This is a genomic window from Brucella pituitosa (assembly GCF_003049685.1).
GTDB lineage: Bacteria > Pseudomonadota > Alphaproteobacteria > Rhizobiales > Rhizobiaceae > Brucella > Brucella pituitosa.
On sequence record NZ_PYSY02000001.1, the window covers coordinates 1,360,362 to 1,384,683 of the forward strand.

Here is a 24,322-nt window from a genome sequence, read left to right on the forward strand (position 1 = left end):
TGCTTCTAGTCTCGGGATTCCAGTCACCGCAGGCTTCCCGACCGAAGAAGCCCTAAGTGGTGACTTTTGCAGAACCTAAAGCGGGGAACAATTGAAAAATCAGGTTCCCCGACGAGATTCCGCATAATCTGAACAATTTTAGCGCCCGGAACCCCAACAGATGCTTAACGCGATGCGTTAACCTTCACGTACGACCAAGAAATAAGCCGCTTTTGTGGCAACGGACGCTAAAAATCCAGCAAACCGGGTAAACCGGCCTCTGTTTACTTCGATTCTTCAGCACCAGTTTCGCGTGATTCGATCACCTTATCGATCAAACCGAATTCAAGAGCTTCCTGCGCCGTCATGAAATGATCACGATCAAGTGTGCGCTCAATGGTCTCGTAATCACGGCCAGTGTGCTTAACGTAAATCTCGTTGAGGCGGCGCTTCATCTTGATGATGTCCTGCGCATGACGTTCGATATCCGACGCCTGTCCCTGGAAACCACCTGATGGCTGATGCACCATGATACGTGCATTTGGCAGCGCAAAACGCTGGCCGGTTGCACCGGCGGTCAGCAGCAGAGAGCCCATCGACGCAGCCTGCCCCATGCAAAGAGTGGAAACGGGCGGCTTAATGAACTGCATCGTGTCATAGATCGCCATACCGGAGGTCACAACGCCACCGGGCGAATTGATGTACATGTTGATCTCTTTCTTCGGGTTTTCCGATTCAAGAAAGAGAAGCTGCGCGCAAATCAGCATGGACATGCCGTCTTCGACAGGACCGTTGACGAAGATGATGCGTTCTTTCAGCAAGCGCGAGAAGATATCATAGGCCCGCTCACCACGGTTGGTCTGCTCGACCACCATCGGCACGAGGTTCATGACGGTTTCAATGGGATCTCTCATAATGGGCCTCTGCATATTTATGACGAATATGAATCGTTTGGATGTTCCATACATAGGGCTTTGCAACCCTGTTCCGCAAGATGCCGATCAATCCCAGTCGGAATCATCAATGATAGGCTTAATGCCACGTTTCTCATCCAGCATTTTACGCGATGTTTCAGTCAGGCGGGCGCGGATACGAACCGACCCGTCCTCCAGATCTTCTCGCTTTACATCACTGCCGTGCTGGTAAATCCAGTCAAGGATTTGCATCTCAAACGGAGACAATACGACGTCTACCGAACCGAGCGCCCCTGCAATGCGGGTCTCGATAAGCGAAAGCAACCTGTCAACGCCTTCACCTGTCCAGGCTGAAAGCGGAATCGGACGGCCTTCGTCACTGCCTGCAGCAGCAAGACGAGATGCTGCCTCGCGCCCCGCTTCATCCAGATTGTCGATCTTGTTCCATATCTGGATCACGCGTTTGTGGTCATGAGGTTCGACGCCAAGACCTGCAAGAATGCTCTCTACATCCTCTGCCTGTGCAGCATTATCCGGATCGGAAATATCGCGCACATGCAAAATCAGGTCAGCCTCGACGACCTCTTCAAGCGTCGCGCGAAACGCCGCTACCAGATGGTGAGGAAGGTTCGAAATAAAGCCCACGGTATCGGACAGGATAACCGTTTCGCCATGCGGAAGACGGATACGGCGAAGCGTCGGGTCCAGCGTAGCAAACAGCATGTCCTCAGCCAGAACATCAGCGCCGGTCATGCGGTTGAACAGTGTCGATTTGCCCGCATTTGTATAACCAACGAGCGCAACAACGGGATGCGGCACCTTACGGCGCTTCTGGCGATGCAGCGTACGCGTGCGAACAACTGTTTCCAGCTCACGCTTGATCTTCAAAATCTTGTCTTGAAGCATACGTCTGTCGGCTTCAATCTGTGTTTCACCCGGACCGCCAAGGAACCCGCCACCACCGCGCTGACGCTCAAGGTGGGTCCAGCTTCTGACAAGACGCCCCTTCTGATAGTTCAGATGTGCAAGTTCAACCTGCAGCGCACCTTCCTTAGTGCGCGCTCTCTCGCCGAAAATCTCCAGAATGAGGCCCGTGCGGTCGATAACCTTGACGTTCCATTCCTTCTCCAGATTGCGTTGCTGCACCGGTGTCAGTGAATGATCTACGATGACAAGCCCGATTGACTTGTCTTCAAGAATTTCAGCAATCGTCTCTACCTTACCTGTCCCCAGCAGGGTTGCGGGGCGTGGCGTGTTCACCACTACATTTTCGGCATGAGCAATTTCGAGATTGATCGCACGCGCAAGACCGACAGCTTCCTCCAGCCGCGCTTCGTTAGAGCGCTGGAACTGGGGTCTTTCACCTTCTTCACTTGCAGTGCTTGTATTGTGCCGTTCTGGCAATATAGGAACGATAACCGCTGCTCTGGTGGGTTCTGGCTCAGACAGGCCAAATCCCTTGTTTTCATCGGCAGGCGATATGTTCTTATCCTTGAATTTCGACAAATAGATTTACTCCGGGATACGGAAACGAACTACCCATGCAGATAGGTCTCCGCACAAGCGGTTTCAAACATTAGAGCACCGTGCGTCCCAACGGGCGCACAAAGGTCGCTCTAACAGTTTAAGTTTACTGAATAATTCAATCTTAAATCGATCCCGATTTAAGAAATTATGCAGACGACGCCCCGGCTAATCAAATTACAATCCGAACACCAGATCTGGCGAGATTGGAATCGAAAAAACTGGAGCGGAGTGACAGCTTTGCGAAATCACCACGCTCCAGCAAAAACTGGCCAGTTAAGCTGGCCAATAACTGGTAAGCGTCAGACTTCCTCGCCCTCGAACATCTGCACAGGCTGACTTGGCATGATGGTCGAAATTGCATGCTTATATACAAGCTGCGAATGGCCATCGCGACGCAGCAATACGCAGAAATTGTCAAAGGACGTCACGATACCCGTGAGTTTCACGCCATTAATAAGGAAGATGGTCAGTGAAATTTTCTGCTTGCGTACAGAATTGAGAAAAAGGTCTTGAAGATTTTGCGATCGTTCAGCCATTGTTTTTATTCCTTTAATCGATCAGCAGTCAGCTCGCCAAATGCCAGACGAGCACGCGCACACACATAAATCAAGCTCCCGGATTGCGCAAAACCGGTCACTGATCGCAATTGCTGTGGAAAGACAACTGCTTCGCTCTTTAGCTTCGGTTAACAGGATGGGAATCTTTGCGCAACCGGCAATTTCAAATGCATGCAGGCAAATCTTTCTGGCCCCACAAATCTGGCATTCTTTTCAAGGAGCTGAGAGGAAAAAGCCTTAGGCCAATTTGTTACATTGTCTCAACGACATCTTGGAATGGCGCATCGAGTAGTGGTTTAACACGCTCAATCGCCCACATATAAAAGCTACCGGGCTTAAGAAAAACCACTTCCTTGTGCTTCTTATGGATATGAAATCCGATAAAGTCCGGATGCTTCGTTGGTTCCAGGCCATAAGCAGGGTCATAAATGCGTGTAGCTTCCTTCCCGACCCAGTAGTAGAAATTCTCCTGCGGTGCCGCATTTTTGAATATGCCGTACTTGCGGGCCAAACGCGAAATACCATCATTGCCGAAGATCGTGATCCCGATGGCGGCTGGTGTAATGTCTTTGCCAGTCATTCGATAATAAAGCGGACGCAGCTTACCGCGTCTCAGGCCAAGCCAGCGAGGCAATGGATAGCTCGCAGCAACATAAGCTTCAAATTCGCGGATGATAGGATGGTCGTGCGGCAGATAAAGCGCTGAAACTCCCACTCGGAAACGATTCTCACGTGCGAGATACGGCTTTAACGGATCAGGATGAAATTGTTTGAGCAGATAGACATCTGTATCAAGCCAGACGCCCTGCTTGTGCTTCATCAGCATTATACGGAAAATATCGCTGAACTGAACGATGGTCGTCCTGCTGCGAAAGTTTGGATATCCCGGATCCAGCCGTTTAAAAACCAGTTCGGGCAATATCTCGCTGGCGTCACACAGTTCTACTCCCTGTGGCACGTTTTCTATTAGCGCGTAAGAAAACAATTTCACGCGTTGACCCGTCATGACCATCGAGGCCAGACAGATTTGATCAACTTCACGCAGACGCGGTCCGTACCAAAAAGTGCAGATATCCATATAAGCCCCGATGAAAGTACTGCCCTATTTTAATCAAAGCCGGGTGATCAGAAAAACTCAAGGCTGACGCGGAACATCTGTTCCACATGTTTGATCGCATCCGCAGTTGCAAAAATCACAACACGATCCCGCGGTTTGATCCTTACATTACCGTTTGGCTGGATAACTTGCCCGTCGCGATAAATCGCACCGATTCGCAAACCTTCCGGCAGGTCGAGGTCGCGCAAAGGTGCTCCAACCAATGAGGAGGTCTCAAGCGCTTCAGCCTCAATAATTTCAGCCATATCGCGATAGACACTATAAACCGCCCGGATACGGCCACGCCGAACATGCTGTAATATCTTCGATACAGTCACTGCCTTCGGATTAATGTATGCATCGATACCCACCATGTGGGTGAAATCCTGATAAGCGACGGTATTGATCAGCGCCATGTTAGCCTTGCAGCCAAGACGCTTCGCCATGATGCTCGATAGAATGTTGACCTGATCCTGATTGGTCAGTGCCACAAAAAGATCAGCATCTTCGATATCTGCTTCTTGCAAAAGCGCCTGATCAAGCGCGCTGCCATGCAGAACCATTGTTCTGTTAAGCTGATCAGCAATCGCAAAAGCGCGGTCGTGCTCGCTTTCGATCATCTTGATCCGTGTTTGCCATTTGCGTTCTTCAATCGCTTTGGCAACATAAAGTCCGATATTTCCGCCGCCAGCAATGACAATACGATGTGCTTCCGGCTTTTCATGCCCGAACAATGAAAGCGTTCTGCGAACCTGTTCGCGGGTTGTCACCACATAGGCGAGATCGCCGGCATGAAGCTGATCCGTCGAACGCGGAATAAAAAGGCTGCCATTGCGAACAACGCCAACGACCGTTGCCGCGAGATCGGGAAACAGGTCTGACAATTGTTTCAGCGGCGTATTAATAACCGGACATTCATCAAGGCATTCGATTGCAAGACCGATGATTTTATCATCGGCAAATCGCAGAACATCAGTAGCCCCCTGCAAGGCGATACGCCGCAAGACGACTTCACCGACTTCAAGCTCCGGTGAAATAATAACGTCGATGGGCAAGTTTTCGCGCAGGAACAGGTCCTGATACTCGGCCTTGAGGTAAGACTGCGCGCGAATGCGTGCGATCTTGGTCGGCACGTTGAAAACTGAATGCGCCACCTGACACGCCACCATATTGACTTCGTCAGATAGGGTGACTGCGATAATCATATCAGCTTCGTTGGCACCAGCAGCAGCCAGCACATCGGGTTGAGACCCATGACCAACAAAGCCGCGTACATCCAGCGTATCGCGGACGATCTCGATATGTCGTGCAGACGTATCGATGACGGAGACGTCATTTTCTTCAGCAGCAAGCCGCTCGGCGATGCCATAGCCAACCTGCCCTGCTCCGCATACGATTACCCGCATATCATCCCGCCTGCATTAAACTTGTAATTCTCTTATACGCCGAGAGATTTCAGTTTGCGATGCAAAGCCGAGCGTTCCATGCCGACGAATTCAGCAGTACGCGAGATATTGCCACCGAAGCGGTTGATCTGTGCAATCAGATATTCCTTCTCGAAACGCTCACGTGCCTCGCGCAAAGGTAGGGCCATGATATGCTGATCGGACTCAGTGGGTGCACGCGGCAGCGTGTCACCAATTTCTGCTGGCAGAAGGTCGGCGGTTACTGGCGCTTCCGGATCATCGCCACGCGCCAGAATCATCACGCGTTCCACATTATTGCGCAACTGACGAATATTGCCCGGCCAACTATGGGACTGCAAAACCGCCATCGCATCGGAACCGATCTTGCGCGGCTTGATACCGGCCTGTTCGGCAATCTGCGTCATGAAATATTCGACCAGCGCTGGAATATCTTCGCGCCGCGCCGCAAGGGCTGGCACATGCACCGGCACCACCGAAAGACGATGGAAAAGGTCTTCGCGGAATGTGCCTTCTGCAATCATGCCTTCAAGGTTCTGTGCGGTCGAAGAAATGATGCGGACGTCAACCTTCACACGCTTGGTTCCACCCACCCGCTCAAACTGCTGATCGACCAGCACACGCAAAATCTTGTTCTGCGTCTCACGCGGCATATCGGCAACTTCATCGAGATAGAGAATACCCCCATGCGCTTCTTCAAGCGCACCAACCTTGCGCTCCCCACCATCCATTTCCGTACCGAACAGCTCGATTTCCATGCGTTCCGGCGTAATGGTTGCAGCATTGACCGTTACAAACGGCCCATTGGCGCGCGTTGATTGCGCATGAATGGCACGCGCGGCCAACTCCTTGCCGGCACCGGAAGGACCAGTGATCATAATACGGCTATTGGTCGGCGCTACGCGCTCGATTGTCTGGCGAAGCTGATTGATAGCCAGCGACGCACCGATCAAATCCAGATTATCGCCACTGCGCTTACGCAGGTTAGAAACTTCACGCTTGAGCTTGGATGTCTCCAGAGCGCGCTCCGCAACCAGAATGAGGCGGTCAGCCTTGAATGGCTTTTCAATGAAATCATAAGCGCCGCGACGGATCGCGGACACTGCTGTCTCGATATTGCCGTGACCGGAAATCATAACAACAGGCAGCTCAGGATGTTGCTTCTTGATCTCGTCAAGCAGCGCTAGCCCATCAAGACGGCTGCCTTGCAACCAGATATCGAGGAACACCAGACGCGGCACACGATCATCGATGGCTGCGAGCGCACTGTCAGCGTCAAAAGCAGTACGGGTTTCATAGCCTTCGTCGCTCAGAATACCTGCAACGAGTTCCCGAATGTCCGCTTCATCGTCAACTACAAGAATATCGGCTGCCATATCAATTCACCTGTCCAATTATCTTGTTTCCGTGATTCCCCTCTTCCGTACCGGTCACACCGGTGGAAATCTCAGGAAAGATCATACGTATCATTGCGCCACGTCCTCCGTGGAAATCTGCTGGCGCATCATGCAATTCCAGATGTCCGCCATGTTCTTCAACAATCTTGCGAACGATAGCGAGACCAAGTCCCGTGCCCTTTTCACGCGTGGTCATATAGGGCTCGAGCAGTTTCTGACGGTCATCGCCCGGCAAACCTTTACCGTTGTCGATAACATCGACCACGAGTTGTCCGTCGATTTTTTGCGACCGAACGAGAATATATCCATCCCCACGCTCTTCCTTGGAAACCGCATCAATAGCCTCACTGGCGTTCTTGATGACATTACCAAAGGCCTGTCCCAGCAATCGGCTATCGAAAGAGCCGATGAGCTTTTCAGAACCATATTCATGGTTGAAATGAATATCATTCCGGCTGACTTCGATAAGAAAGGATGCTTCACGAAGCGCTTCGCGCAGGTCCATCGCACGCATTTCCGGCTTCGGCATACGCGCAAAAGCGGAAAACTCATCAACCATGCGACCAATATCACCGACCTGCCGGATGATCGTTTCCGTGCATTGATCGAAGACTTCCCGGTCTTCCGTAATCACCTTGCCGTAACGACGGCGAATGCGTTCTGCTGAAAGCTGGATCGGGGTCAGTGGGTTCTTGATTTCATGTGCAATGCGACGCGCAACATCGGCCCATGCGGAAGAACGCTGTGCCTGAACAAGATCGGTAATATCATCGACCGTCACCACATAGGAATAATCGTCAGATTCCGCGTCCTCTACCGTAACCTGCACGTTGAAGTTGCGTGCAGCACCTCCACGAGTCATGCTGACTTGTTCGCGATGCACAGTGCGTCCTGTCGTGCGTGCGACCTCAAAGGCCTGTCCAATTTCCGGCGCAATACTGGTAAGGCTTTTGCCAATTGCATCCTGTGAGCTCACCCCGAACATGTGTTCGGCAGAGCGATTGAGGATCGAAATGGAGCCATCGGATTCAATCCCAATAACACCGGCGGTCACACCCGAAAGCACTGCTTCGGAGAACCGGCGACGCTCATCTATCTGATCTTTTGCAGAAATAAGTTCGTTACGCTGGCTCTTCAGCTCCGCAACCATGTTGTTGAACGTTCCCGAAAGCGCCCCCACGTCACCATCCGATGAACGAACAGGCACGGAAATATCGAGATTACCCGCCGCCACATTATCAGCTGCCCCAATCAACAGGCGAATTGGACGTACGAGACGGTCAGCAACCGCAATACCAGTCCATATAGCCGATAACAGAAGAATCAGCGTCAAACCGAAATAGAGCAACGCAAAAGCGATTTGGGTCGGAATACGATTGGCATCCATCTCCTGATAGCGCTGCGTGTTCGCTTCCATCAGGCGCATGGCTTCCAGAATCTGCTGATCAACGGCACGAACCGTGTAAAGATAAAGATCCGGTATCTCGCGCATCTTTATAACCGCACCGACGAAATTACTGTTGCCTGGAGGAATGATCACAGGCTTGCCATCAACGGCAGTTTTCAATGCATCTTCGGTAGGAGGTGGAAGGCGCGTCTCAACACCGGTTTCACTTTTGACAATGACATCGCCGCCTTCACGCACAAGGAATGCGCCAAGCAACCCACGACCACCGGCCTGGAGCGTCATATAGCGGATGAAGCCGCCCCGATCGAGGCTGTAAAGCGTGCGCTGAGCATCGAGTTCCTGCAACATCGAGAACGATGTGCTTTGCAGATTGAGTGCCGTTTCACGAATGTAAGCAGTCGTCAGACTTTGCGATGAACTCACAATGTCGCGCGTATTGGTATCAAACCAGCGATCAAGCCCAAGATTGAGCGTCACCGACGCAACGATTGCCACCAAGATGGCCGGAATAGCCGCAATCAGTGAGAACAGCGCAACAATACGGACGTGCAGCCGGGAAGCAGCCTTTCCTGACCGGCGCGCCGACACAATGCGATAGACTTCACGACAAATCAGCAGGATCAGAAAAACAATCAGCGCAACATTGACGATAACGAGCGCCAGCGTCACGTTGCGATCAGGTGTGATTGGCGTAATACCAATAAGAATGGCAAAAGAAATCGATGCCGTGATCAGCGCCGAAACAACGGTGATAATACCGGGCAATGCGAGAAGCCTGCGCCCCTCACCCGCACGTGATGATCGCTCTTCCCCGTCCATATCCGTCGTCAGATTCGCTGTGTTCATGTTAACCATGTTACCCAATAGCGTTGCATCTATGCAACGCATTGTGGCGAAAATGCAACGATTGTTTACAGCTTTTAAGCATTTCCAGCAAAAGTGCGAAGCAGTTTTGCGTTGGATAATGCGCCAGACAAATAGTTAGATCGACGATCTAACTACGACTTCTCAAAAGAGTCAGCGGATTTCGGCGCGTAATGATGGCTTAACTCTGTTTAGCACCACGATAAATGTTGACGCCAAGCTCTCTGATCTTCTTGCGCAACGTATTGCGGTTCAGTCCAAGAATCTCTGCTGCCTTGATCTGATTGCCACGCGTAGCAGTGAGACAAGCAAGGATCAGCGGATATTCCAGTTCTGCGAGAACACGGTGATAGAGACCCGGCGGTGGCAGATCAGAGCCAAAGGACGCGAAATAACGCTGCATATTGTGCTCTACCACCTGCGAAATGGTGATATTCTCGATATCGGCAGATGTGGAAACCGGAACGTCAGGCTTTGATAGCTCGGACTTCAGTTCGGCTTCGATGATCTCCGGTGAGATTTCGTCCTGCGGGTAAAGAGCGGCCAACCGGCGCACAAGGTTTTCCAGCTCGCGCACGTTGCCCGGCCATGGATAGCGACGCATCATGTCGAACCCGGCAGCAGTAATACGCTTCTCCGGCAACCCCTCCTCAGCAGCTCGCTTGAAGAAATGACGTACCAGATCGGGCACGTCCTCACTACGCTCGCGCAATGGCGGCAGGCGCAGCGGCACAACATTGAGACGGTAATAAAGATCTTCGCGGAAAAGCCCCTGCGCGATGAGCTGACGCAGATCCTTGTTGGTTGCAGCCACGATGCGCACATCGGTTTTGATCGGCGTGCGACCGCCAACTGTCATATATTCGCCCTGCTGCAACACACGCAGCAAGCGCGTCTGCGCCTCCATTGGCATATCGCCGATTTCATCAAGAAACAGCGTGCCGCCATTGGCTTGTTCAAAACGTCCGCTTGAACGGTTCTGTGCGCCAGTAAAGGCACCCTTTTCATGGCCGAACAATTCGGACTCGATCAGATCACGCGGGATCGCAGCCATATTGATTGCGACAAACGGCCCTTTGCGGCGGCGACCATATTCATGAAGCGCTCGTGCAACGAGTTCCTTACCCGTACCCGACTCACCTGTGACCATCATGGTCAAATCGGTCTGCATCATACGGGCAAGCACGCGATAGATTTCCTGCATCGCAGGCGAACGACCGACCAGCGGCATGTTCTCGGCCTGCTCATCAGGCATCGCGGCTGCTGGCTTATGCTTGGGCTCAGAGAGCGCACGACCCACAATGTTGATAAGCTCAGTCAAATCGAAAGGTTTTGGCAGATATTCATAGGCACCGGCTTCCGAAGCGCGGATTGCGGTCATGAAGGTATTCTGCGCGCTCATCACCACGATCGGCAGATCAGGGCGCATCTTCTTGATGCGCGGAAGCAGATCAAAGGCATTCTCGTCCGGCATATTGACGTCTGTGATGACCAGATCACCGTCACCAGCGGCTACCCAGCGCCAGAGCGATGTTGCATTGGACGTCACCCGAACATCATAGCCTGCACGAGACAGTGCCTGATTAAGCACCGTACGGATTGCAGCATCGTCATCTGCGACGAGAATCGTACCTGTCGGACGTCCGGCAATCATGCGTTATCTCCTGTCTTTGCAGACATCTTTGAGCTCTTTGAACTCGTGTTATCGGCAGAACTCTTCCATGCAGGCATGAGTATGCGGAATGTTGTACGGGACGGATGGCTGTCGCACTCAATCACACCGCCATGATCACCGATAATCTTGGCAACAAGCGCCAGTCCCAAACCTGAACCATTGGTCTTTGTGGTCACAAATGGATCAAACAGATGTGGCAGCATATCTTCGGGAACGCCCGGACCATTATCGTGCACGCAGAATTCGAGTGGCAAAGCCACGCGGTCACTCGCGCCAGGAACCTGCAAGCGAATGCCCGGACGATAGGCTGTTGAAAGTGTGATCTCAGCCCCTTCGCGGTCACCGAGAGCCTCAGCTGCGTTCTTCACCAGATTAAGAAACACCTGAACCAGTTGATCCCGATTGGCAAAGACAGGCGGCAATGAGGGATCATATTCCTCAACGAAGCGAATATGCCGCGCAAATCCATTGCGTGCTATGGCCTTCACATGGTCGAGCACCGAATAAATATTGACTGCAGTCCGCTCGATTGGACGCTCGTCGGAAAACACTTCCATACGATCGACGAGCTTAACAATACGATCAGTTTCATCGGTGATGAGCCGCGCAAGTGCACGATCTTCGTCCGTTACCACCTGTTCAAGCAATTGTGCTGCACCGCGAATACCGGAAAGCGGGTTTTTGATTTCATGCGCCAGCATGGAAGCAAGCCCTGTCACAGAACGCGCGGCGCCACGATGCGTCATCTGGCGATCGATCTTCTCCGCCATGGTCTTCTCCTTAAACAGGATCACCACAGCGCCCGGAGTCTCGATCACCGGAGCCACATAAAGATCAACGATGCGCTCAGCACCAAGCTTGGGAGACGATATATCGACGCGATATTCGTTAACCGGCACCTGACTGGTGCGAACCTGATCAACCAAAGCCAATAACGGGCTTCCGAAAGGAAGAAAGGATTCCAGCCGGTTGCGCGCCAGTATGGAGGAACCAGAGCGGAAAAACTGCTCCGCATCCATATTGGCATAAACGATATGATTGTCAGTGCTGACCATGATGACAGGTTGATTGATCGCATCCAGAATTATGCCCGGAATGCCACCCGCTTCGGTTCTTCCGACCATCATGCGACCTTTCTGATTACGTCTGCAGGATTTGCATCACGCAGAAATACACGGGCGAGCGCCACGATAACCGCTTCAGGGTCGGTGAGCGTCATGATTTCAGCCTTAGTTTTTTTAGATTGTTCTGGCGACGAGAATGCCTCGTCCACATGGCGATCCAGATACCAGCCGAGATGCTTTCTTGCATGGCGGATACCAGTCTTGCTGCCATAATGGTCGAGCATATCTTCGTAATGTCTTATAATATAAGAAAGAACTTCTTCTGGAGAATGCGGCGCAAAATCACTACCCGCAATCGCACCGGCCAACCACGGCTGTCCGTAGGATGCGCGCCCAACCATAACAGCGTCCGCGCCCGAACGACGCAACAACTCCTCGGCATCGGCACGCGATAACACATCACCGTTGGCAACCAATGGAATCTTCACCACATCACGCACGGCACGAATAGCGTCCCAATCGGCGGTGCCCTCATAGAACTGACAACGGGTGCGGCCATGGACCGTGACCATCGCAATGCCCGCATCTTCGGCACGCTTTGCCAATTCCGGCGCATTGATGCTATTTTCATCCCAACCGAGACGCATTTTGAGCGTAACCGGAACTTTGACAGCATTTACCGTAGCTTCAACCAATGTCATCGCATGGTCGAGATCGCGCATCAGCGCTGAACCGGAATAGCCGCCCGTCACCTTCTTGGCGGGGCAGCCCATATTGATATCGATGATATCCGCACCCTCTCCCTCGGCAATCCTGGCCGCTTCGCCCATCCAGTGCGCTTCACGCCCTGCGAGCTGCACGACATGCGTGCCCAGCCCCTCACCAGAAAGGCGCAGCATGCTTTCTTTATGCCGATTGCAGAGTTCTGCGCTCGCAACCATCTCCGAAACGACCATACCTGCGCCAGCCTCGGCAGCGCGTTTCCGGAATGGAAGGTCAGAAACACCCGACATGGGCGCGAGAAAAACGCGGTTTTGAAGTACCACGCCACGTATGTTCAGAGGTTGTTCGAGGAGAGTCACCAAGAAATGCCCATTTGATGTGCATGATGCAATTAGCACACACTTTAATCACTCAATGCATTGAACGCAAGGAAAAGCGCGTGCCTGCGCTGATAAATCCATTGCGGTATGGCAATTATTTGCGCAAGGCATTATTCGGCTTGCAGACGATTGTTTGAATAGATGAATCTTTTGGCAAAGGCGACCGACATTTCACGGGCAGCAGCAGTCATCGTAGCCGCGGGGCGTGGCGAACGGGCGGGACAGAGCACTGAGGGGCCGAAACAATATCGGCGGATCGGCGGCGAAGCTGTGCTTGCGCGCACGTTGCGTGCTTTCGCGCATTGCACTGAGATTGACCAGATCGTCGTGGTCATTCATGCAGATGACGCCACACTTTATGAAAACGCCATTACTGATCGCTCCTCGAATATACGCGTTGTAACCGGCGGCCCCACGCGACAGGAATCGACCCGGCTTGGGCTACTGGCGCTTAGCGAAAACGCCCCGCAATACGTGCTCATTCATGATGGCGTGCGTCCCTTTATAGAGCAGGACCTTCTCGCGCGGATATTCGACAATCTGACGCCAGAAGAAGGTGTACTGCCCGCGCTCGCCGTGTCCGATACGCTGAAGCAATCGGCCAGTGATGGAACCGTTAAGACAACCGTTCCGCGCGCTGGTCTTTTCTCGGCACAGACACCGCAAGCCTTTCCCTTTGCACCGATCCTCGACGCGCATGAAAAAGCATTCACCAGCGGTCGCTCCGACTTTACGGACGATGCATCCATTGCGGAATTCTATGGGCTTTCAGTACGCATCATTGAGGGTTCCGCGGACAATACGAAACTAACATGGGCCAAAGATATCGAGATGGCCGACAAACGATTGAGGCATGGCATGACTTCATTTCCAGATATCCGCACAGGCAATGGCTATGACGTTCACAGCTTTGAACCCGGCGATCATGTCACGCTCTGTGGCGTTGCAATTCCACACGACAAGAAGCTTAACGGCCACTCTGATGCAGATGTCGCGCTGCATGCCTTAACCGACGCATTGCTTGCAACGCGCGGTGCAGGTGATATCGGCACGCATTTCCCGCCTTCCGATCCGCAGTGGAAGGGTGCAGCGTCGCATATTTTCGTTGAACATGCGGTGAAAATCGTCCGCGAAGCCGGTGGGCGCATTGCCAATGCCGATGTGACGATTATCGCCGAAGAACCCAAGATCGGACCACACCGCCCCGCAATGACGGAAGCCATGGCAAATATGCTGGGAATTTCCCTCGACCGCATTTCCGTAAAAGCGACCACCAACGAGAAAATGGGCTTTGTTGGGCGTGGTGAAGGTATTGCTGCTATTGTGACGGCAACAGTGATCTATCCCGGTGAGGTTCCTGAATGACACTTGTTGCGGAAGCCCAAGCCATCGACGTACTCAACGCTTGCCGCAAACGCGGCATCATGATTGCGACAGCAGAATCCTGCACAGGCGGGCTTATTGCTGGCGCATTGACCGATATTACCGGTTCATCTGATGTAGTGGATCGGGGTTTCGTCACCTATTCCAATGAAGCCAAGAACGAAATGATCGGTGTTCCGCTTGCGTTGATCAACAGCAATGGTGCAGTTTCAAAGGAAGTGGCCATTGCCATGGCTGAAGGCGCGCTCGCTCATTCGCGCGCGGGCATCAGCATCGCCGTGACAGGCATTGCCGGTCCCGGCGGCGGATCGGCTGAAAAGCCCGTTGGCCTTGTGCATATTGCAAGCGCCCGTCAAGGCTTTGCAACACTGCACAAAGAATGCCGTTTTGGTGAAAAATCACGTGAAGATATTCGTCACGAGACAGTGCTATCTGCGCTAGCACTGGTTCTTGCCGCACTAAATTCTTAGGTCAGACGAGACCGTAAATATGATCGGCACGCTTCTCGAAGGCTTCCGAGAATTTGCGGAAGGCCAGATCAAACATCGACCCCATCAGAAGCCCAAGTGTTCTGCTCTTGAACTCATAATCGATGAAAAACTCGACGTCGCATTCCGAACCATCGCCAACCGGTTTGAACGTCCAGCGATTATCGAGATAACGAAATGGACCATCGACATATTTCACATCGATGACGTTCTCTTCCGGCTTCAAAAAAACCTGACTGGTAAAAGTCTCACGGATCACTTTGTAACCCACGGTCATATCGGCAACTAAAAGTGTTTTGCCATCTTTTTCCTTGCGTGACCGGATCGAAAGGGCCTCGCACATAGGCAGGAATTGCGGATATTTTTCAACATCCGCAACCAAAGCAAACATATGCTCTGCCTTGTGGTGAACTCGTCTGACATTCGTAAACTGCGGCATGCGATATTAAGCCTGTGCTGCGACCTGCGCTTCACGTGCAGCCTTCAGCTTCGCAAAATCATCGCCAGCATGGTGCGATGAACGTGTCAGCGGGCTGGACGCAACCAGCAGGAAGCCCTTGGTACGACCAATCGTCTCGAAAGACTTGAATTCATCCGGAGTCACAAAACGGATAACCGGATGGTGCTTACGGGTCGGCTGGAGATACTGGCCAATCGTCATGAAATCCACGTCCGCAGAGCGAAGATCGTCCATCAGCTGCAGAATTTCGTTCCGCTCTTCGCCAAGGCCGACCATGATGCCGGATTTGGTGAAGATTGTCGGATCGAGTTCCTTCACACGCTGCAACAGACGAATGGAGTGGAAATAGCGCGCGCCAGGACGAACCTTGAGATACTTCGAAGGCACTGTTTCCAGATTGTGATTGAACACATCCGGGCGTGCCTTAACCACGATCTCAAGCGCGCCTTCCTTACGCAGGAAGTCTGGCGTCAGAATTTCAATCGTCGTCTTTGGCGCAGCTTCACGGATTGCGAGAATGACATCTGCGAAATGCTGCGCACCACCATCGGCCAGATCGTCACGATCAACTGACGTGATAACCACGTGGGTCAGCCCCATCTGCTTGACGGCACGGCCCACATTTTCCGGCTCATTCGGATCGAGAGCTTTTGGAATACCGGTGGAAACATTACAGAACGCGCAAGCACGGGTGCAGATTTCACCCATGATCATGAAGGTCGCGTGCTTCTTTTCCCAGCACTCGCCAATGTTCGGGCAACCGGCTTCTTCGCAAACAGTGACAAGCTTGTTGGAGCGGACGATCTCACGCGTTTCATTGTACCCGCGCGAAACGGGTGCCTTGACGCGGATCCAATCCGGCTTCTTCAGAACTTCATTGTCTGGACGGTGAGCCTTTTCAGGATGCCGCTGACGTCTCTCGTTCACTGTATCGAGAACTGTAACCATGCTGTTTCCTGCCTATCTGGAACAAAATGCCTGCAGGCTTTGTGCTCCAACAATGGGTAGACCTCTGAATGTGGCTTGCCCTAACAATTTGAAGCACTGCTGCGCAATGCCTATAACTGCGGCTTACCGTCTCGCTGCAATTCCAATCGCTCTGAAAACCAGAGCCCATATCAGGCCGAATATAAGGCCGCCAAAGCCAAGTGCCAAGGTCAGTGTCCAGACACCGTACCAGCCAGCAATCGCCATTCCGTTGATCGATATGGTGTTTCCGCCGATCAAGCTGAAGCTTCCTGCAAGAAAACCCAGTGCAAGACCGCCTGCGGTACACCATTTGACCATGGGCCAGGCGGCACGCCGCCAAGGCCCTCCATTATCGATCAGCGGAATGTGCTTACTCCTGTTTAAGAGCGTTTCTGGTTTACATGTTCAGCGCACGGCCATAGGCATCCAGCACGCTTTCCTTCATTGTCTCGGAAATTGTCGGATGCGGGAAGACCGAATGCATCAGCTCTTCTTCTGTGGTTTCAAGGTTCATCGCGACAACGAAGCCCTGAATAAGTTCCGTTACTTCCGCACCGACCAGATGTGCGCCCAGCAGTTGTCCGGTCTTTTTGTCGAAAATGGTCTTAACCAGACCCTGATCTTCACCAAGTGCGATTGCCTTGCCGTTGGCGACAAATGGGAACCGTCCAACGCGAATATCACGTCCCAGCTCTTTTGCCTTGGCTTCAGTTAGGCCAACAGAGGCAACCTGTGGATTACAATAGGTGCAGCCCGGGATCATGTTGCGGTCGAGCGGATGGACATTCGGCAAACCGGCAATCTTTTCGACGCAGATTACGGCCTCATGCTCAGCCTTGTGAGCCAGCATTGGTGGACCCGCAACGTCGCCAATCGCGTAAATGCCGTCAACATTGGTCTTGCAATAAGCATCGATGGCAATGCAACCGCGATCTGTTTTGATGCCAAGCGCTTCAAGGCCAATATTCTCGATGTTGCCCTGAACGCCAACAGCCGAGATCATGCGATCAACGGTCAGCGTCTGAACCTTGCCGTCTTTGGTTTCGATATGGGCGGTCACATTGTTTGCACCCTTCTCAACCTTGGAAACCTTGGCGTCTGTGATGATCTTGAGGCCGCGCTTTTCAAGCTGCTTGCGCGCGAAAGTCGAGATTTCCGCGTCTTCAACAGGCATAATATTCGACATCAGTTCAACGACAGTAACGTCAACGCCCATGTCGTTATAGAACGAAGCGAATTCGATACCGATTGCACCAGAACCCATGACCAGCATGGTCTTAGGCAGTTCTTGTGGAACCATGGCTTCAAAATAAGTCCAGATCAGCTTGCCATCTGGCTCAATACCCGGAAGCGCACGCGGACGTGCACCCGTCGCGACGATAATGTGCTTGGCCTTGTAAGTGCCTTCACCAAGCGTGTTCTTAGGCTGTGGCGCCTGTGGCAGCATCGGCGCTTTGGAGGTCTTGGAAACAACGATTTCGCCCGGCTTGGAAAGCTTTGCTTCACCCCAGATCACGTCGATCTTGTTCTTCTTCATGAGGAAGCCAACGCCACCATTCATGCGCTCTGCAATGCCACGCGAACGGGAAACAACAGCCTTGATGTCGGCAGTGATAGAGCCTTCAAGCTTCAGGCCATAATTTTTAGCATGATCGGCAAGGTGCTTCACTTCTGCTGAACGCAGCAACGCCTTGGTTGGAATACAACCCCAGTTGGAGCAGATACCAGCGAGATGTTCGCGTTCTACAACAGCCGTCTTGAGCCCAAGCTGTGCCGCACGAATAGCCGCGACATAGCCTCCAGGACCCGATCCGATAACAATAACGTCGTAACTGTTGGACACGCTCATTCTCCTCGAGTGGTCTTTATGCCAGATCACCGGCATATCTTTCACTGTTCAAAAAGCCGATATCATCGGCCCAATAATTTACAGACCGAGCACTGCACGAACAACAGGCTCCAGCCCTTGTCCGATTGCCCGGGTATTTTCTCTATCCAGATGCACGCCATCGAGCGGTGTGGTTTTCGCGACAGTCGAAGCATCAAAAAACGCGCATTTCATCTCATCGGCAAGTCCGGAAAGCAACGGACCCAACTTGGCAGTTTCAACAATGCCGCCCGCAAACATCGAAGCAAAAGCCGGATCAGCGCTCTCGCTGATATGTGGTGGCGCTACGATAAGAATTTCAGGGACGCTCGAGCCTTGACCATAAGGATGCGAACGAATGATCTGGATCAGTCTGCGCATACCGGAACAGCTTGAAAATGCTCCACCCACGACCTGCGGTTTCATATCATTGCTACCGAGCAAGATAATAACCAGATCAAGCGGGGAATGCGTGCCGAGCAATGTTGGCAGAATACGAGCGCCATTGCGGTCTTCCGCAGCTGTATAATCATCAAAGGCAGTCGTTCTACCGCTCAGCCCTTCGGCAATCACATTTGCCTGTGAACCAAGTAAATTCTGCAGAACCGATGGCCAGCGATCTTCCAGTGGAAGGCGCGCACCATTGGGAGCCTGATAGCCCCACGTCAATGAATCACCAAAGCATGAAATAGACTTCATACGTTACGACTCCGCGGCAAATAAACCTGATCAATAAACTGAAAAATAAAACTAAAAAAAGCAAACCCAAGCCACGCGAGCAACTTGGGCATCAGTATATCGTTCTTGACAGCAGAGAAACCGCCAAGGCTTTTCCCGATAGTAGAGGCGACGAAAAGCCTTGGCGTTAATGTCATATTACACCAGCATACCCATCGGGTTTTCGATGTGACGCTTGAAGGCCTGTGCAAGTTCAGCAGCCAAAGCGCCATCAACGGCACGGTGGTCGGTGGAAAGGGTGACGGACATAACCGTCGCGACCTTGATTTCACCGTTCTTGACCACTGCACGCTGTTCGCCCGCACCGATTGCGAAGATCGTCGCATGTGGTGGGTTGATGATCGCTGCAAAGTCCTTCACGCCGAACATGCCGAGGTTGGACACAGAGGTCGAACCACCCTGATATTCATCAGGCTTGAGCTTGCGATCACGCGCACGCTTGGCCAGGTCCTTCATCTCATTGGAGATAGCGGACAGCGTTTTGGATTCCGACTGACGCACGATTGGCGTAATCAGACCACCCGGGATGGAGACAGCAACGCCGACATCCGCACGCTTGTGCTTGATCATGCCGCCTTCAGTCCATGAGACGTTGGCTTCAGGAATATCGCGCAGCGCAAGAGCAACAGCCTTGATCACCAGATCGTTGACAGAAAGCTTGTAGGCCGGAACCTCGCCCTTCTCTGTCTTGATCAGCGGTGCGGCGGCGTTGATCTGCGAACGCAGAGCCAGCAGCGCATCAAGTTCGCAATCGATCGTCAGATAGAAATGCGGAACAGTCTGCTTCGATTCCACCAGACGGCGGGCAATGGTCTTGCGCATACCGTCGTGAGGAACGATTTCGTATGTGCCTTCTTCAAAGAGCTTGAGGATAGCATCATCCGACTGAGGCTTTGGAGCAGATGCTGTTGCCTGCGGTGCAGCCGCAGCAGCTTTTGTGCCGCCCGACTTGATCGCAGATTCAACGTCACGCTGAACGACGCGGCCATATGGGCCAGTGCCTTTTACAGCAGAAACATCGACGCCAGCGTCCTTTGCGATGCGGCGAGCAAGCGGCGATGCAAAGACGCGTTCACCCTTGTTCTCAGCGCCTTTACTTGCAGCCGGAGCAGCCGCTGGGGCTTCAGCCTTTACAGGAGCCGGAGCTGCCGCAGGTGCCGCTTCCTTTTTGGGCTCTTCCTTAGGCGTTTCTGCCTTTGGTGCAGGAGCGGAATCGCCACCTTTCGCTGCTTCCGCAACATCCTCGCCGTCTTCGGCGAGAATTGCGATCAGCGCGTTGACCTTGACGCCTTCGGTCCCGGCAGGAACGACCAGCTTGGCAACGGTGCCTTCGTCGACAGCTTCGACTTCCATCGTCGCCTTATCGGTTTCAATCTCGGCAATCACATCGCCGGACGTAACCTTGTCGCCTTCTTTAACCAGCCACTTGGAAAGATTGCCTTCTTCCATGGTTGGCGAAAGCGCTGGCATGGTGATCTTAATCGGCATGTCCAGTACCTCCTCAGGCGGTGTAGGTCACGGCTTTCACCGCTTCTACCACTTCTGCAACAGTTGGCAGAGCCAACTTTTCAAGATTTGCCGCATATGGCATCGGTACGTCCTTGCCTGCAATCGTCAGGATCGGCGCATCGAGATAATCGAACGCCTGCTGCATGACGCGTGTGGCAATTTCAGTACCAACAGAAGACTGTGGGTAGCCTTCTTCAACGGTGACGAGGCGACCGGTCTTCTTGACCGATTCCACAACCGTCGGAATGTCCATTGGACGGATGGTGCGCAGATCGATGATTTCCACATCGATACCAAGACCGGCCAGTTCTTCTGCAGCCTTGACCGCATAGGTCATGCCAATACCGAACGAAACGATGGTCGCGTCCTTGCCCTGCTTATGAATGCGGGCTTTGCCGATTGGCAGAACGAAATCATCAAGCTTCGGCACATCAAAATGATGACCGTAAAGAATTTCGTTTTCGAGGAAGACGACCGGATTTGGATCGCGGATAGCAGCCTTGAGCAGGCCCTTCGCGTCAGCAGCCGTATAAGGCATGACGACCTTGAGGCCCGGAATCTGGCTGTACCATGCGGCATAGCACTGGGAGTGCTGAGCAGCAACGCGGGCAGCCGCACCCGAAGGGCCGCGGAACACCATTGGTGCGCCCATCTGGCCACCGGACATATAGAGCGTCTTGGCCGCCGAATTGATGATCTGGTCAATCGCCTGCATGGCGAAGTTGAACGTCATGAATTCAACAACTGGCTTCAGGCCAGCCATTGCGGCACCAACGCCAACACCGGCAAAACCGTGTTCGGTGATCGGGGTATCGACAACGCGGCGTGGGCCGAATTCATCAAGAAGCCCCTGCGTGATCTTGTAAGCGCCCTGATATTCGGCAACTTCTTCGCCCATGACGAAGACATTCTCGTCACGGCGCATTTCTTCGGCCATGGCATCGCGCAGCGCTTCACGCACAGTTGTCGAAACCATTTCCGTACCAGCTGGAATATCCGGATCAGCAGCAACTTCGACCTTAGGAGCAGCAGGCACGCTATCAGCTTTCTTTTCTTCAGCCTTTGGCGCTTCTTTTGCTTCTTCCTTCGGTGCTTCAGCCTTGACTGCCGGAGCAGAACCAATGTCGGAGGCGCTTTCGCCATCGCCAAGCAGCACAGCAATTGGCGTATTAACTTTCACGCCTTCCGTGCCTTCTTCGATGAGAATTTTACCGATTGTGCCTTCATCGACAGCTTCAACTTCCATCGTCGCCTTATCGGTTTCGATTTCCGCGATCACGTCGCCAGACGTAACCTTGTCGCCTTCTTTTTTAAGCCACTTGGACAGTTTGCCCTCTTCCATCGTCGGAGAAAGAGCAGGCATGAGAATTTCTACGGGCATGACAACACCTTTCTCGAATTAGAGCAGAATATCCGTGTAGAGCTCGGAAGCATCCGGCTCTGGATCGTTTTGAGCGAAATCGGCGGAATCAGCGACGATGTCACGAACTTCCTTGTCGATTTCCTTCAGCTCTTCTTCAGTGGCCCAGCCCTTTTCGATCAGGCGCTGTTTTACCTGTTCGATAGGATCATGTTCGGAACGCATTTTCTGCACTTCGTCCTTCGAGCGATATTTCGCAGGATCGGACATCGAGTGACCGCGATAGCGATAGGTTTCCATTTCAAGAATCAATGGACCCTTGCCGGAACGTGCCCAATCGACAGCGAACTCGGCAGCAGCGGCAACGGCGCGAACGTCCATGCCGTCAACCTTGATTCCGGGAACATTGAACGAAACACCGCGCTTGGAGAAATCTGTTTCAGCGGAAGAACGCGAAACCGAAGTACCCATTGCATAACGGTTGTTTTCAATCACGTAGATCACAGGAAGCTTCCACAGCGATGCCATGTTGAAGGCTTCGTAGACCTGACCCTGATTGGCAGCGCCATCACCGAAATAAGTCACGGAAACATTGTCATTGCCGCGATACTTGTTAGCGAAGGCAAGACCGGTTCCAAGCGGAACCTGAGCGCCAACGATACCGTGGCCGCCGTAAAAGCCCTTCTCTTTCGAGAACATGTGCATGGAGCCGCCCTTGCCCTTGGAGTAGCCTCCACGGCGCCCGGTCAACTCGGCCATGACGCCGCGCGCTTCCATGCCGGTAGCAAGCATGTGACCATGGTCACGGTAGGAAGTGATGATCTGATCGCCTTCCTTCAACGCTGTCTGCATGCCAACAACAACGGCTTCCTGACCGATGTAGAGATGGCAGAAGCCGCCGATGAAACCCATACCGTAAAGCTGACCGGCCTTTTCTTCGAAACGGCGGATCAACAACATCTCACGATAAGCGGCCAGTTCCTGCTTCTTGTCGAAGTTTGCAGGCGCAGGTGCCTTGGGGGTTGTAACAGAAGACGCCTGCATTTTGCCGGCAGGCGCCCTTTTAGCCCTCGGTGCCATATCTCGCTCCCTTAAGCATCCACCCCAAAAATCGGGATCGATTTTTGGAAGACATGATGCATCGATTCAAATTACCAGAGCGACATTAAACACCCGAAGGGTAAACAGCGCTCTAGGATTGTTGTTCTATTGTGACGTTATACGGGCAATTTACAAGATACAATATGCACCCAGAGCATAGCTGCTATGCCGCCAAGCCCTTAAAAACATATCACAAAAAGACAATTAACTGGATTTGAGTTAATTTGACCGGTCTTCCCTTGAAATGATTATCGTCATTTCATCGGGATGAGAGAGATTAAGCGCCCTGCGCGCCTGCTCGTCAAGCATATCCTTTTCGATCGACCCGTCGCGCAAAAGCGTGACGCGCTTCTCAAGTGCAGCCCTGTCGGCAGTCACTTTCTCAAGCTGCTGGGTAAGCAGGCTTTTCTGTTCTTCAAGCTGAATACGGGAATAAAGACCAAACTCGCCATGATAGGCGTGAAAACCGAAATAGCTAAGAAACGCAGCCGTCAGAATAGGCAGCACAAAACGGCCGCGGATCGATTTACGTTTCTGCTTGGTCCACATTTCGGCTTCCTTCCCGGATAGTCAGAGCGGCTTTGATTCTGAATTAAAGCGCACCCCGAAAAGTGGGAACCGGTTTTCGGAACAGGGTGTGCGATAATAAAGACAGTCAGAATGCCGATCTGTTCGAATCAGACCGAACGCGCTCTGACAGCGTCAATCCGATTTCCACCATGAAGCATTATTTTGCTTAACAGAGCTTTACCGCAGAGTGATGACAGAGCATTCAGAAGCAGATTTTTTTGCAATCATGCTCCCGTTGCCTGAATAAAAAATGGCGGCCGAAGCCGCCATCTGAACAACAATTCCTGTGCAAATTACACATCAACAATGGTTGAGAAGCCACCCATGATCATGCGCTTGCCGTCAAATGGCATGGTGTCGCCCATTTCTTTCATGCGCGGATCGCTCATCATTTTTTCATTAGCAGCGTCTCGCGTGGCTTTGTCCGGGTATTCAAACCACGAGAAGACAACCTCTTCATCGTCTTTTGCCTGCACTGCGCGGCGAAAATCAGTGACTTTGCCGTCAGGCACATCATCGCCCCAGGCCTCAACCATACGCGTCACGCCAAATTCCTTGAACAAGGCCGAGGCCTTGGCAGCATGTTTCTGGTAGGTGTCCTTGTTCGCCTTAGGCACCGCGACAACAAACCCTTCAATATAAGCCATTTCTCTCTCCCATTTTGGCCCGCCCATTTCTGATTAGATGCGTCTACCCTCGCTTGGCATTCCCCTGAAATAGGACACCAAATGAAACGGGCAATTACATTTATATTGATATCAATGTAATTTGATTTGTCAAATAAGGCGTGACTGACTGCGCAAGATAGAAAGAAGGGCTTCGAGCCTCAGCGTTTAGGTTGGATGATTGGCTCAAGCAAAAAGGAATCG

The 24,322-nt window shown here is 52.5% G+C and carries 22 protein-coding genes and 1 pseudogene; 2 read left to right on the plus strand and 21 right to left on the minus strand.

What is annotated here, in order from left to right; all coding sequences use genetic code 11:
* Positions 1-263 precede the first annotated feature (263 nt).
* The 11 genes and pseudogenes from clpP to dusB form a co-directional block, all read right to left on the minus strand.
* On the minus strand, positions 264-893 hold the full coding sequence (gene clpP / locus C9380_RS06685) for an ATP-dependent Clp endopeptidase proteolytic subunit ClpP (protein WP_024897130.1): 630 nt from the start codon (positions 891-893) through the stop codon (positions 264-266).
* Positions 894-980: 87 nt separating this feature from the next.
* Positions 981-2,399, minus strand: a complete 1,419-nt coding sequence (gene hflX, locus C9380_RS06690; RefSeq protein ID WP_128093257.1) for a GTPase HflX — start codon at positions 2,397-2,399, stop codon at positions 981-983.
* 320 nt (positions 2,400-2,719) lie between these two features.
* Positions 2,720-2,956, minus strand: a complete 237-nt coding sequence (gene hfq, locus C9380_RS06695; protein ID WP_007875113.1) for an RNA chaperone Hfq — start codon at positions 2,954-2,956, stop codon at positions 2,720-2,722.
* A gap of 5 nt (positions 2,957-2,961) precedes the next feature.
* Positions 2,962-3,178, minus strand: a pseudogene (locus C9380_RS28485) (hypothetical protein).
* Positions 3,179-3,227: 49 nt separating this feature from the next.
* Positions 3,228-4,055 carry a glycosyltransferase gene (locus tag C9380_RS06705; RefSeq protein WP_100558907.1) on the minus strand — a complete coding sequence of 276 codons (828 nt, stop codon included), beginning with the start codon at positions 4,053-4,055 and terminating at the stop codon, positions 3,228-3,230.
* 47 nt (positions 4,056-4,102) lie between these two features.
* Positions 4,103-5,479 (minus strand): Trk system potassium transporter TrkA, encoded by a 1,377-nt coding sequence (gene trkA / locus C9380_RS06710; protein WP_024897127.1) that lies wholly within the window; start codon positions 5,477-5,479, stop codon positions 4,103-4,105.
* 32 nt (positions 5,480-5,511) lie between these two features.
* Positions 5,512-6,873 (minus strand): nitrogen assimilation response regulator NtrX, encoded by a 1,362-nt coding sequence (gene ntrX / locus C9380_RS06715; RefSeq protein WP_024897126.1) that lies wholly within the window; start codon positions 6,871-6,873, stop codon positions 5,512-5,514.
* Between the two features lies 1 nt (position 6,874).
* On the minus strand, positions 6,875-9,190 hold the full coding sequence (locus tag C9380_RS06720) for a sensor histidine kinase NtrY-like (protein ID WP_024897125.1): 2,316 nt from the start codon (positions 9,188-9,190) through the stop codon (positions 6,875-6,877).
* Positions 9,191-9,347: 157 nt separating this feature from the next.
* A complete protein-coding gene (gene ntrC, locus C9380_RS06725; protein WP_024897124.1) occupies positions 9,348-10,820 on the minus strand; it encodes a nitrogen regulation protein NR(I) in 1,473 nt (490 codons plus the stop codon).
* On the minus strand, positions 10,817-11,965 hold the full coding sequence (locus C9380_RS06730; protein ID WP_128093644.1) for a two-component system sensor histidine kinase NtrB: 1,149 nt from the start codon (positions 11,963-11,965) through the stop codon (positions 10,817-10,819). The genes ntrC and C9380_RS06730 overlap by 4 nt, the downstream gene beginning before the upstream one ends.
* Entirely contained in the window at positions 11,965-12,987 is a 1,023-nt protein-coding gene (dusB, locus tag C9380_RS06735) for a tRNA dihydrouridine synthase DusB (RefSeq protein ID WP_210249739.1), read from the minus strand. The genes C9380_RS06730 and dusB overlap by 1 nt, the downstream gene beginning before the upstream one ends.
* A gap of 162 nt (positions 12,988-13,149) precedes the next feature.
* On the opposite strand from dusB, the gene C9380_RS06740 reads away from it, so the two are divergent.
* Both C9380_RS06740 and C9380_RS06745 read left to right on the plus strand, forming a co-directional pair.
* The gene (locus C9380_RS06740) at positions 13,150-14,373 is read left to right on the plus strand and encodes a bifunctional 2-C-methyl-D-erythritol 4-phosphate cytidylyltransferase/2-C-methyl-D-erythritol 2,4-cyclodiphosphate synthase (RefSeq protein ID WP_128093259.1); all 1,224 of its coding nucleotides are present in this window, start codon (positions 13,150-13,152) and stop codon (positions 14,371-14,373) included.
* Positions 14,370-14,861, plus strand: a complete 492-nt coding sequence (locus tag C9380_RS06745) for a CinA family protein (RefSeq protein ID WP_128093260.1) — start codon at positions 14,370-14,372, stop codon at positions 14,859-14,861. Before C9380_RS06740 ends, C9380_RS06745 begins: the two co-directional genes overlap by 4 nt.
* Position 14,862: 1 nt before the next feature.
* Here the strand turns inward: C9380_RS06745 and C9380_RS06750 are convergent, their stop codons facing one another.
* The 10 genes from C9380_RS06750 to C9380_RS06795 form a co-directional block, all read right to left on the minus strand.
* Entirely contained in the window at positions 14,863-15,318 is a 456-nt protein-coding gene (locus tag C9380_RS06750) for a type II toxin-antitoxin system RatA family toxin (protein ID WP_024897119.1), read from the minus strand.
* A gap of 6 nt (positions 15,319-15,324) precedes the next feature.
* The gene (gene lipA, locus C9380_RS06755; RefSeq protein ID WP_024897118.1) at positions 15,325-16,287 is read right to left on the minus strand and encodes a lipoyl synthase; all 963 of its coding nucleotides are present in this window, start codon (positions 16,285-16,287) and stop codon (positions 15,325-15,327) included.
* Positions 16,288-16,410: 123 nt separating this feature from the next.
* Entirely contained in the window at positions 16,411-16,626 is a 216-nt protein-coding gene (locus C9380_RS06760; RefSeq protein ID WP_036567093.1) for a hypothetical protein, read from the minus strand.
* Positions 16,627-16,705: 79 nt separating this feature from the next.
* Complete coding sequence (gene lpdA, locus C9380_RS06765; RefSeq protein ID WP_100558899.1) at positions 16,706-18,151, minus strand: dihydrolipoyl dehydrogenase; 1,446 nt, start codon at positions 18,149-18,151, stop codon at positions 16,706-16,708.
* Between the two features lie 84 nt (positions 18,152-18,235).
* Positions 18,236-18,874 carry an SGNH/GDSL hydrolase family protein gene (locus C9380_RS06770; RefSeq protein ID WP_128093261.1) on the minus strand — a complete coding sequence of 213 codons (639 nt, stop codon included), beginning with the start codon at positions 18,872-18,874 and terminating at the stop codon, positions 18,236-18,238.
* Between the two features lie 177 nt (positions 18,875-19,051).
* Positions 19,052-20,401, minus strand: a complete 1,350-nt coding sequence (locus tag C9380_RS06775; protein WP_128093262.1) for a pyruvate dehydrogenase complex dihydrolipoamide acetyltransferase — start codon at positions 20,399-20,401, stop codon at positions 19,052-19,054.
* A gap of 13 nt (positions 20,402-20,414) precedes the next feature.
* On the minus strand, positions 20,415-21,803 hold the full coding sequence (locus tag C9380_RS06780) for a pyruvate dehydrogenase complex E1 component subunit beta (RefSeq protein ID WP_128093263.1): 1,389 nt from the start codon (positions 21,801-21,803) through the stop codon (positions 20,415-20,417).
* Positions 21,804-21,821: 18 nt separating this feature from the next.
* Entirely contained in the window at positions 21,822-22,862 is a 1,041-nt protein-coding gene (gene pdhA / locus C9380_RS06785; protein WP_024897111.1) for a pyruvate dehydrogenase (acetyl-transferring) E1 component subunit alpha, read from the minus strand.
* A gap of 240 nt (positions 22,863-23,102) precedes the next feature.
* On the minus strand, positions 23,103-23,432 hold the full coding sequence (locus C9380_RS06790) for an FtsB family cell division protein (protein ID WP_024897110.1): 330 nt from the start codon (positions 23,430-23,432) through the stop codon (positions 23,103-23,105).
* A gap of 314 nt (positions 23,433-23,746) precedes the next feature.
* Positions 23,747-24,100, minus strand: a complete 354-nt coding sequence (locus C9380_RS06795; protein WP_024897109.1) for a DUF1428 domain-containing protein — start codon at positions 24,098-24,100, stop codon at positions 23,747-23,749.
* Positions 24,101-24,322 lie beyond the last annotated feature (222 nt).

Bases quoted from the DNA above. Each gene is read 5' to 3' on its own strand.
- trkA (WP_024897127.1), bottom strand. From the start codon at position 5,479: ATGCGGGTAATCGTATGCGGAGCAGGGCAGGTTGGCTATGGCATCGCC.
- lipA (WP_024897118.1), bottom strand. From the start codon at position 16,287: ATGGTTACAGTTCTCGATACAGTGAACGAGAGACGTCAGCGGCATCCT.
- ntrC (WP_024897124.1), bottom strand. From the start codon at position 10,820: ATGATTGCCGGACGTCCGACAGGTACGATTCTCGTCGCAGATGACGAT.
- clpP (WP_024897130.1), bottom strand. From the start codon at position 893: ATGAGAGATCCCATTGAAACCGTCATGAACCTCGTGCCGATGGTGGTC.
- hfq (WP_007875113.1), bottom strand. From the start codon at position 2,956: ATGGCTGAACGATCGCAAAATCTTCAAGACCTTTTTCTCAATTCTGTA.
- C9380_RS06795 (WP_024897109.1), bottom strand. From the start codon at position 24,100: ATGGCTTATATTGAAGGGTTTGTTGTCGCGGTGCCTAAGGCGAACAAG.
- ntrX (WP_024897126.1), bottom strand. From the start codon at position 6,873: ATGGCAGCCGATATTCTTGTAGTTGACGATGAAGCGGACATTCGGGAA.
- C9380_RS06775 (WP_128093262.1), bottom strand. From the start codon at position 20,401: ATGCCGATTAAGATCACCATGCCAGCGCTTTCGCCAACCATGGAAGAA.
- C9380_RS06750 (WP_024897119.1), bottom strand. From the start codon at position 15,318: ATGCCGCAGTTTACGAATGTCAGACGAGTTCACCACAAGGCAGAGCAT.
- C9380_RS06720 (WP_024897125.1), bottom strand. From the start codon at position 9,190: ATGCGTTGCATAGATGCAACGCTATTGGGTAACATGGTTAACATGAAC.
- C9380_RS06780 (WP_128093263.1), bottom strand. From the start codon at position 21,803: ATGCCCGTAGAAATTCTCATGCCTGCTCTTTCTCCGACGATGGAAGAG.
- C9380_RS06705 (WP_100558907.1), bottom strand. From the start codon at position 4,055: ATGGATATCTGCACTTTTTGGTACGGACCGCGTCTGCGTGAAGTTGAT.
- C9380_RS06740 (WP_128093259.1), top strand. From the start codon at position 13,150: ATGAATCTTTTGGCAAAGGCGACCGACATTTCACGGGCAGCAGCAGTC.
- C9380_RS06730 (WP_128093644.1), bottom strand. From the start codon at position 11,965: ATGGTCGGAAGAACCGAAGCGGGTGGCATTCCGGGCATAATTCTGGAT.
- C9380_RS06790 (WP_024897110.1), bottom strand. From the start codon at position 23,432: ATGTGGACCAAGCAGAAACGTAAATCGATCCGCGGCCGTTTTGTGCTG.
- pdhA (WP_024897111.1), bottom strand. From the start codon at position 22,862: ATGGCACCGAGGGCTAAAAGGGCGCCTGCCGGCAAAATGCAGGCGTCT.
- C9380_RS06745 (WP_128093260.1), top strand. From the start codon at position 14,370: ATGACACTTGTTGCGGAAGCCCAAGCCATCGACGTACTCAACGCTTGC.
- C9380_RS06770 (WP_128093261.1), bottom strand. From the start codon at position 18,874: ATGAAGTCTATTTCATGCTTTGGTGATTCATTGACGTGGGGCTATCAG.
- C9380_RS06760 (WP_036567093.1), bottom strand. From the start codon at position 16,626: ATGGTCAAATGGTGTACCGCAGGCGGTCTTGCACTGGGTTTTCTTGCA.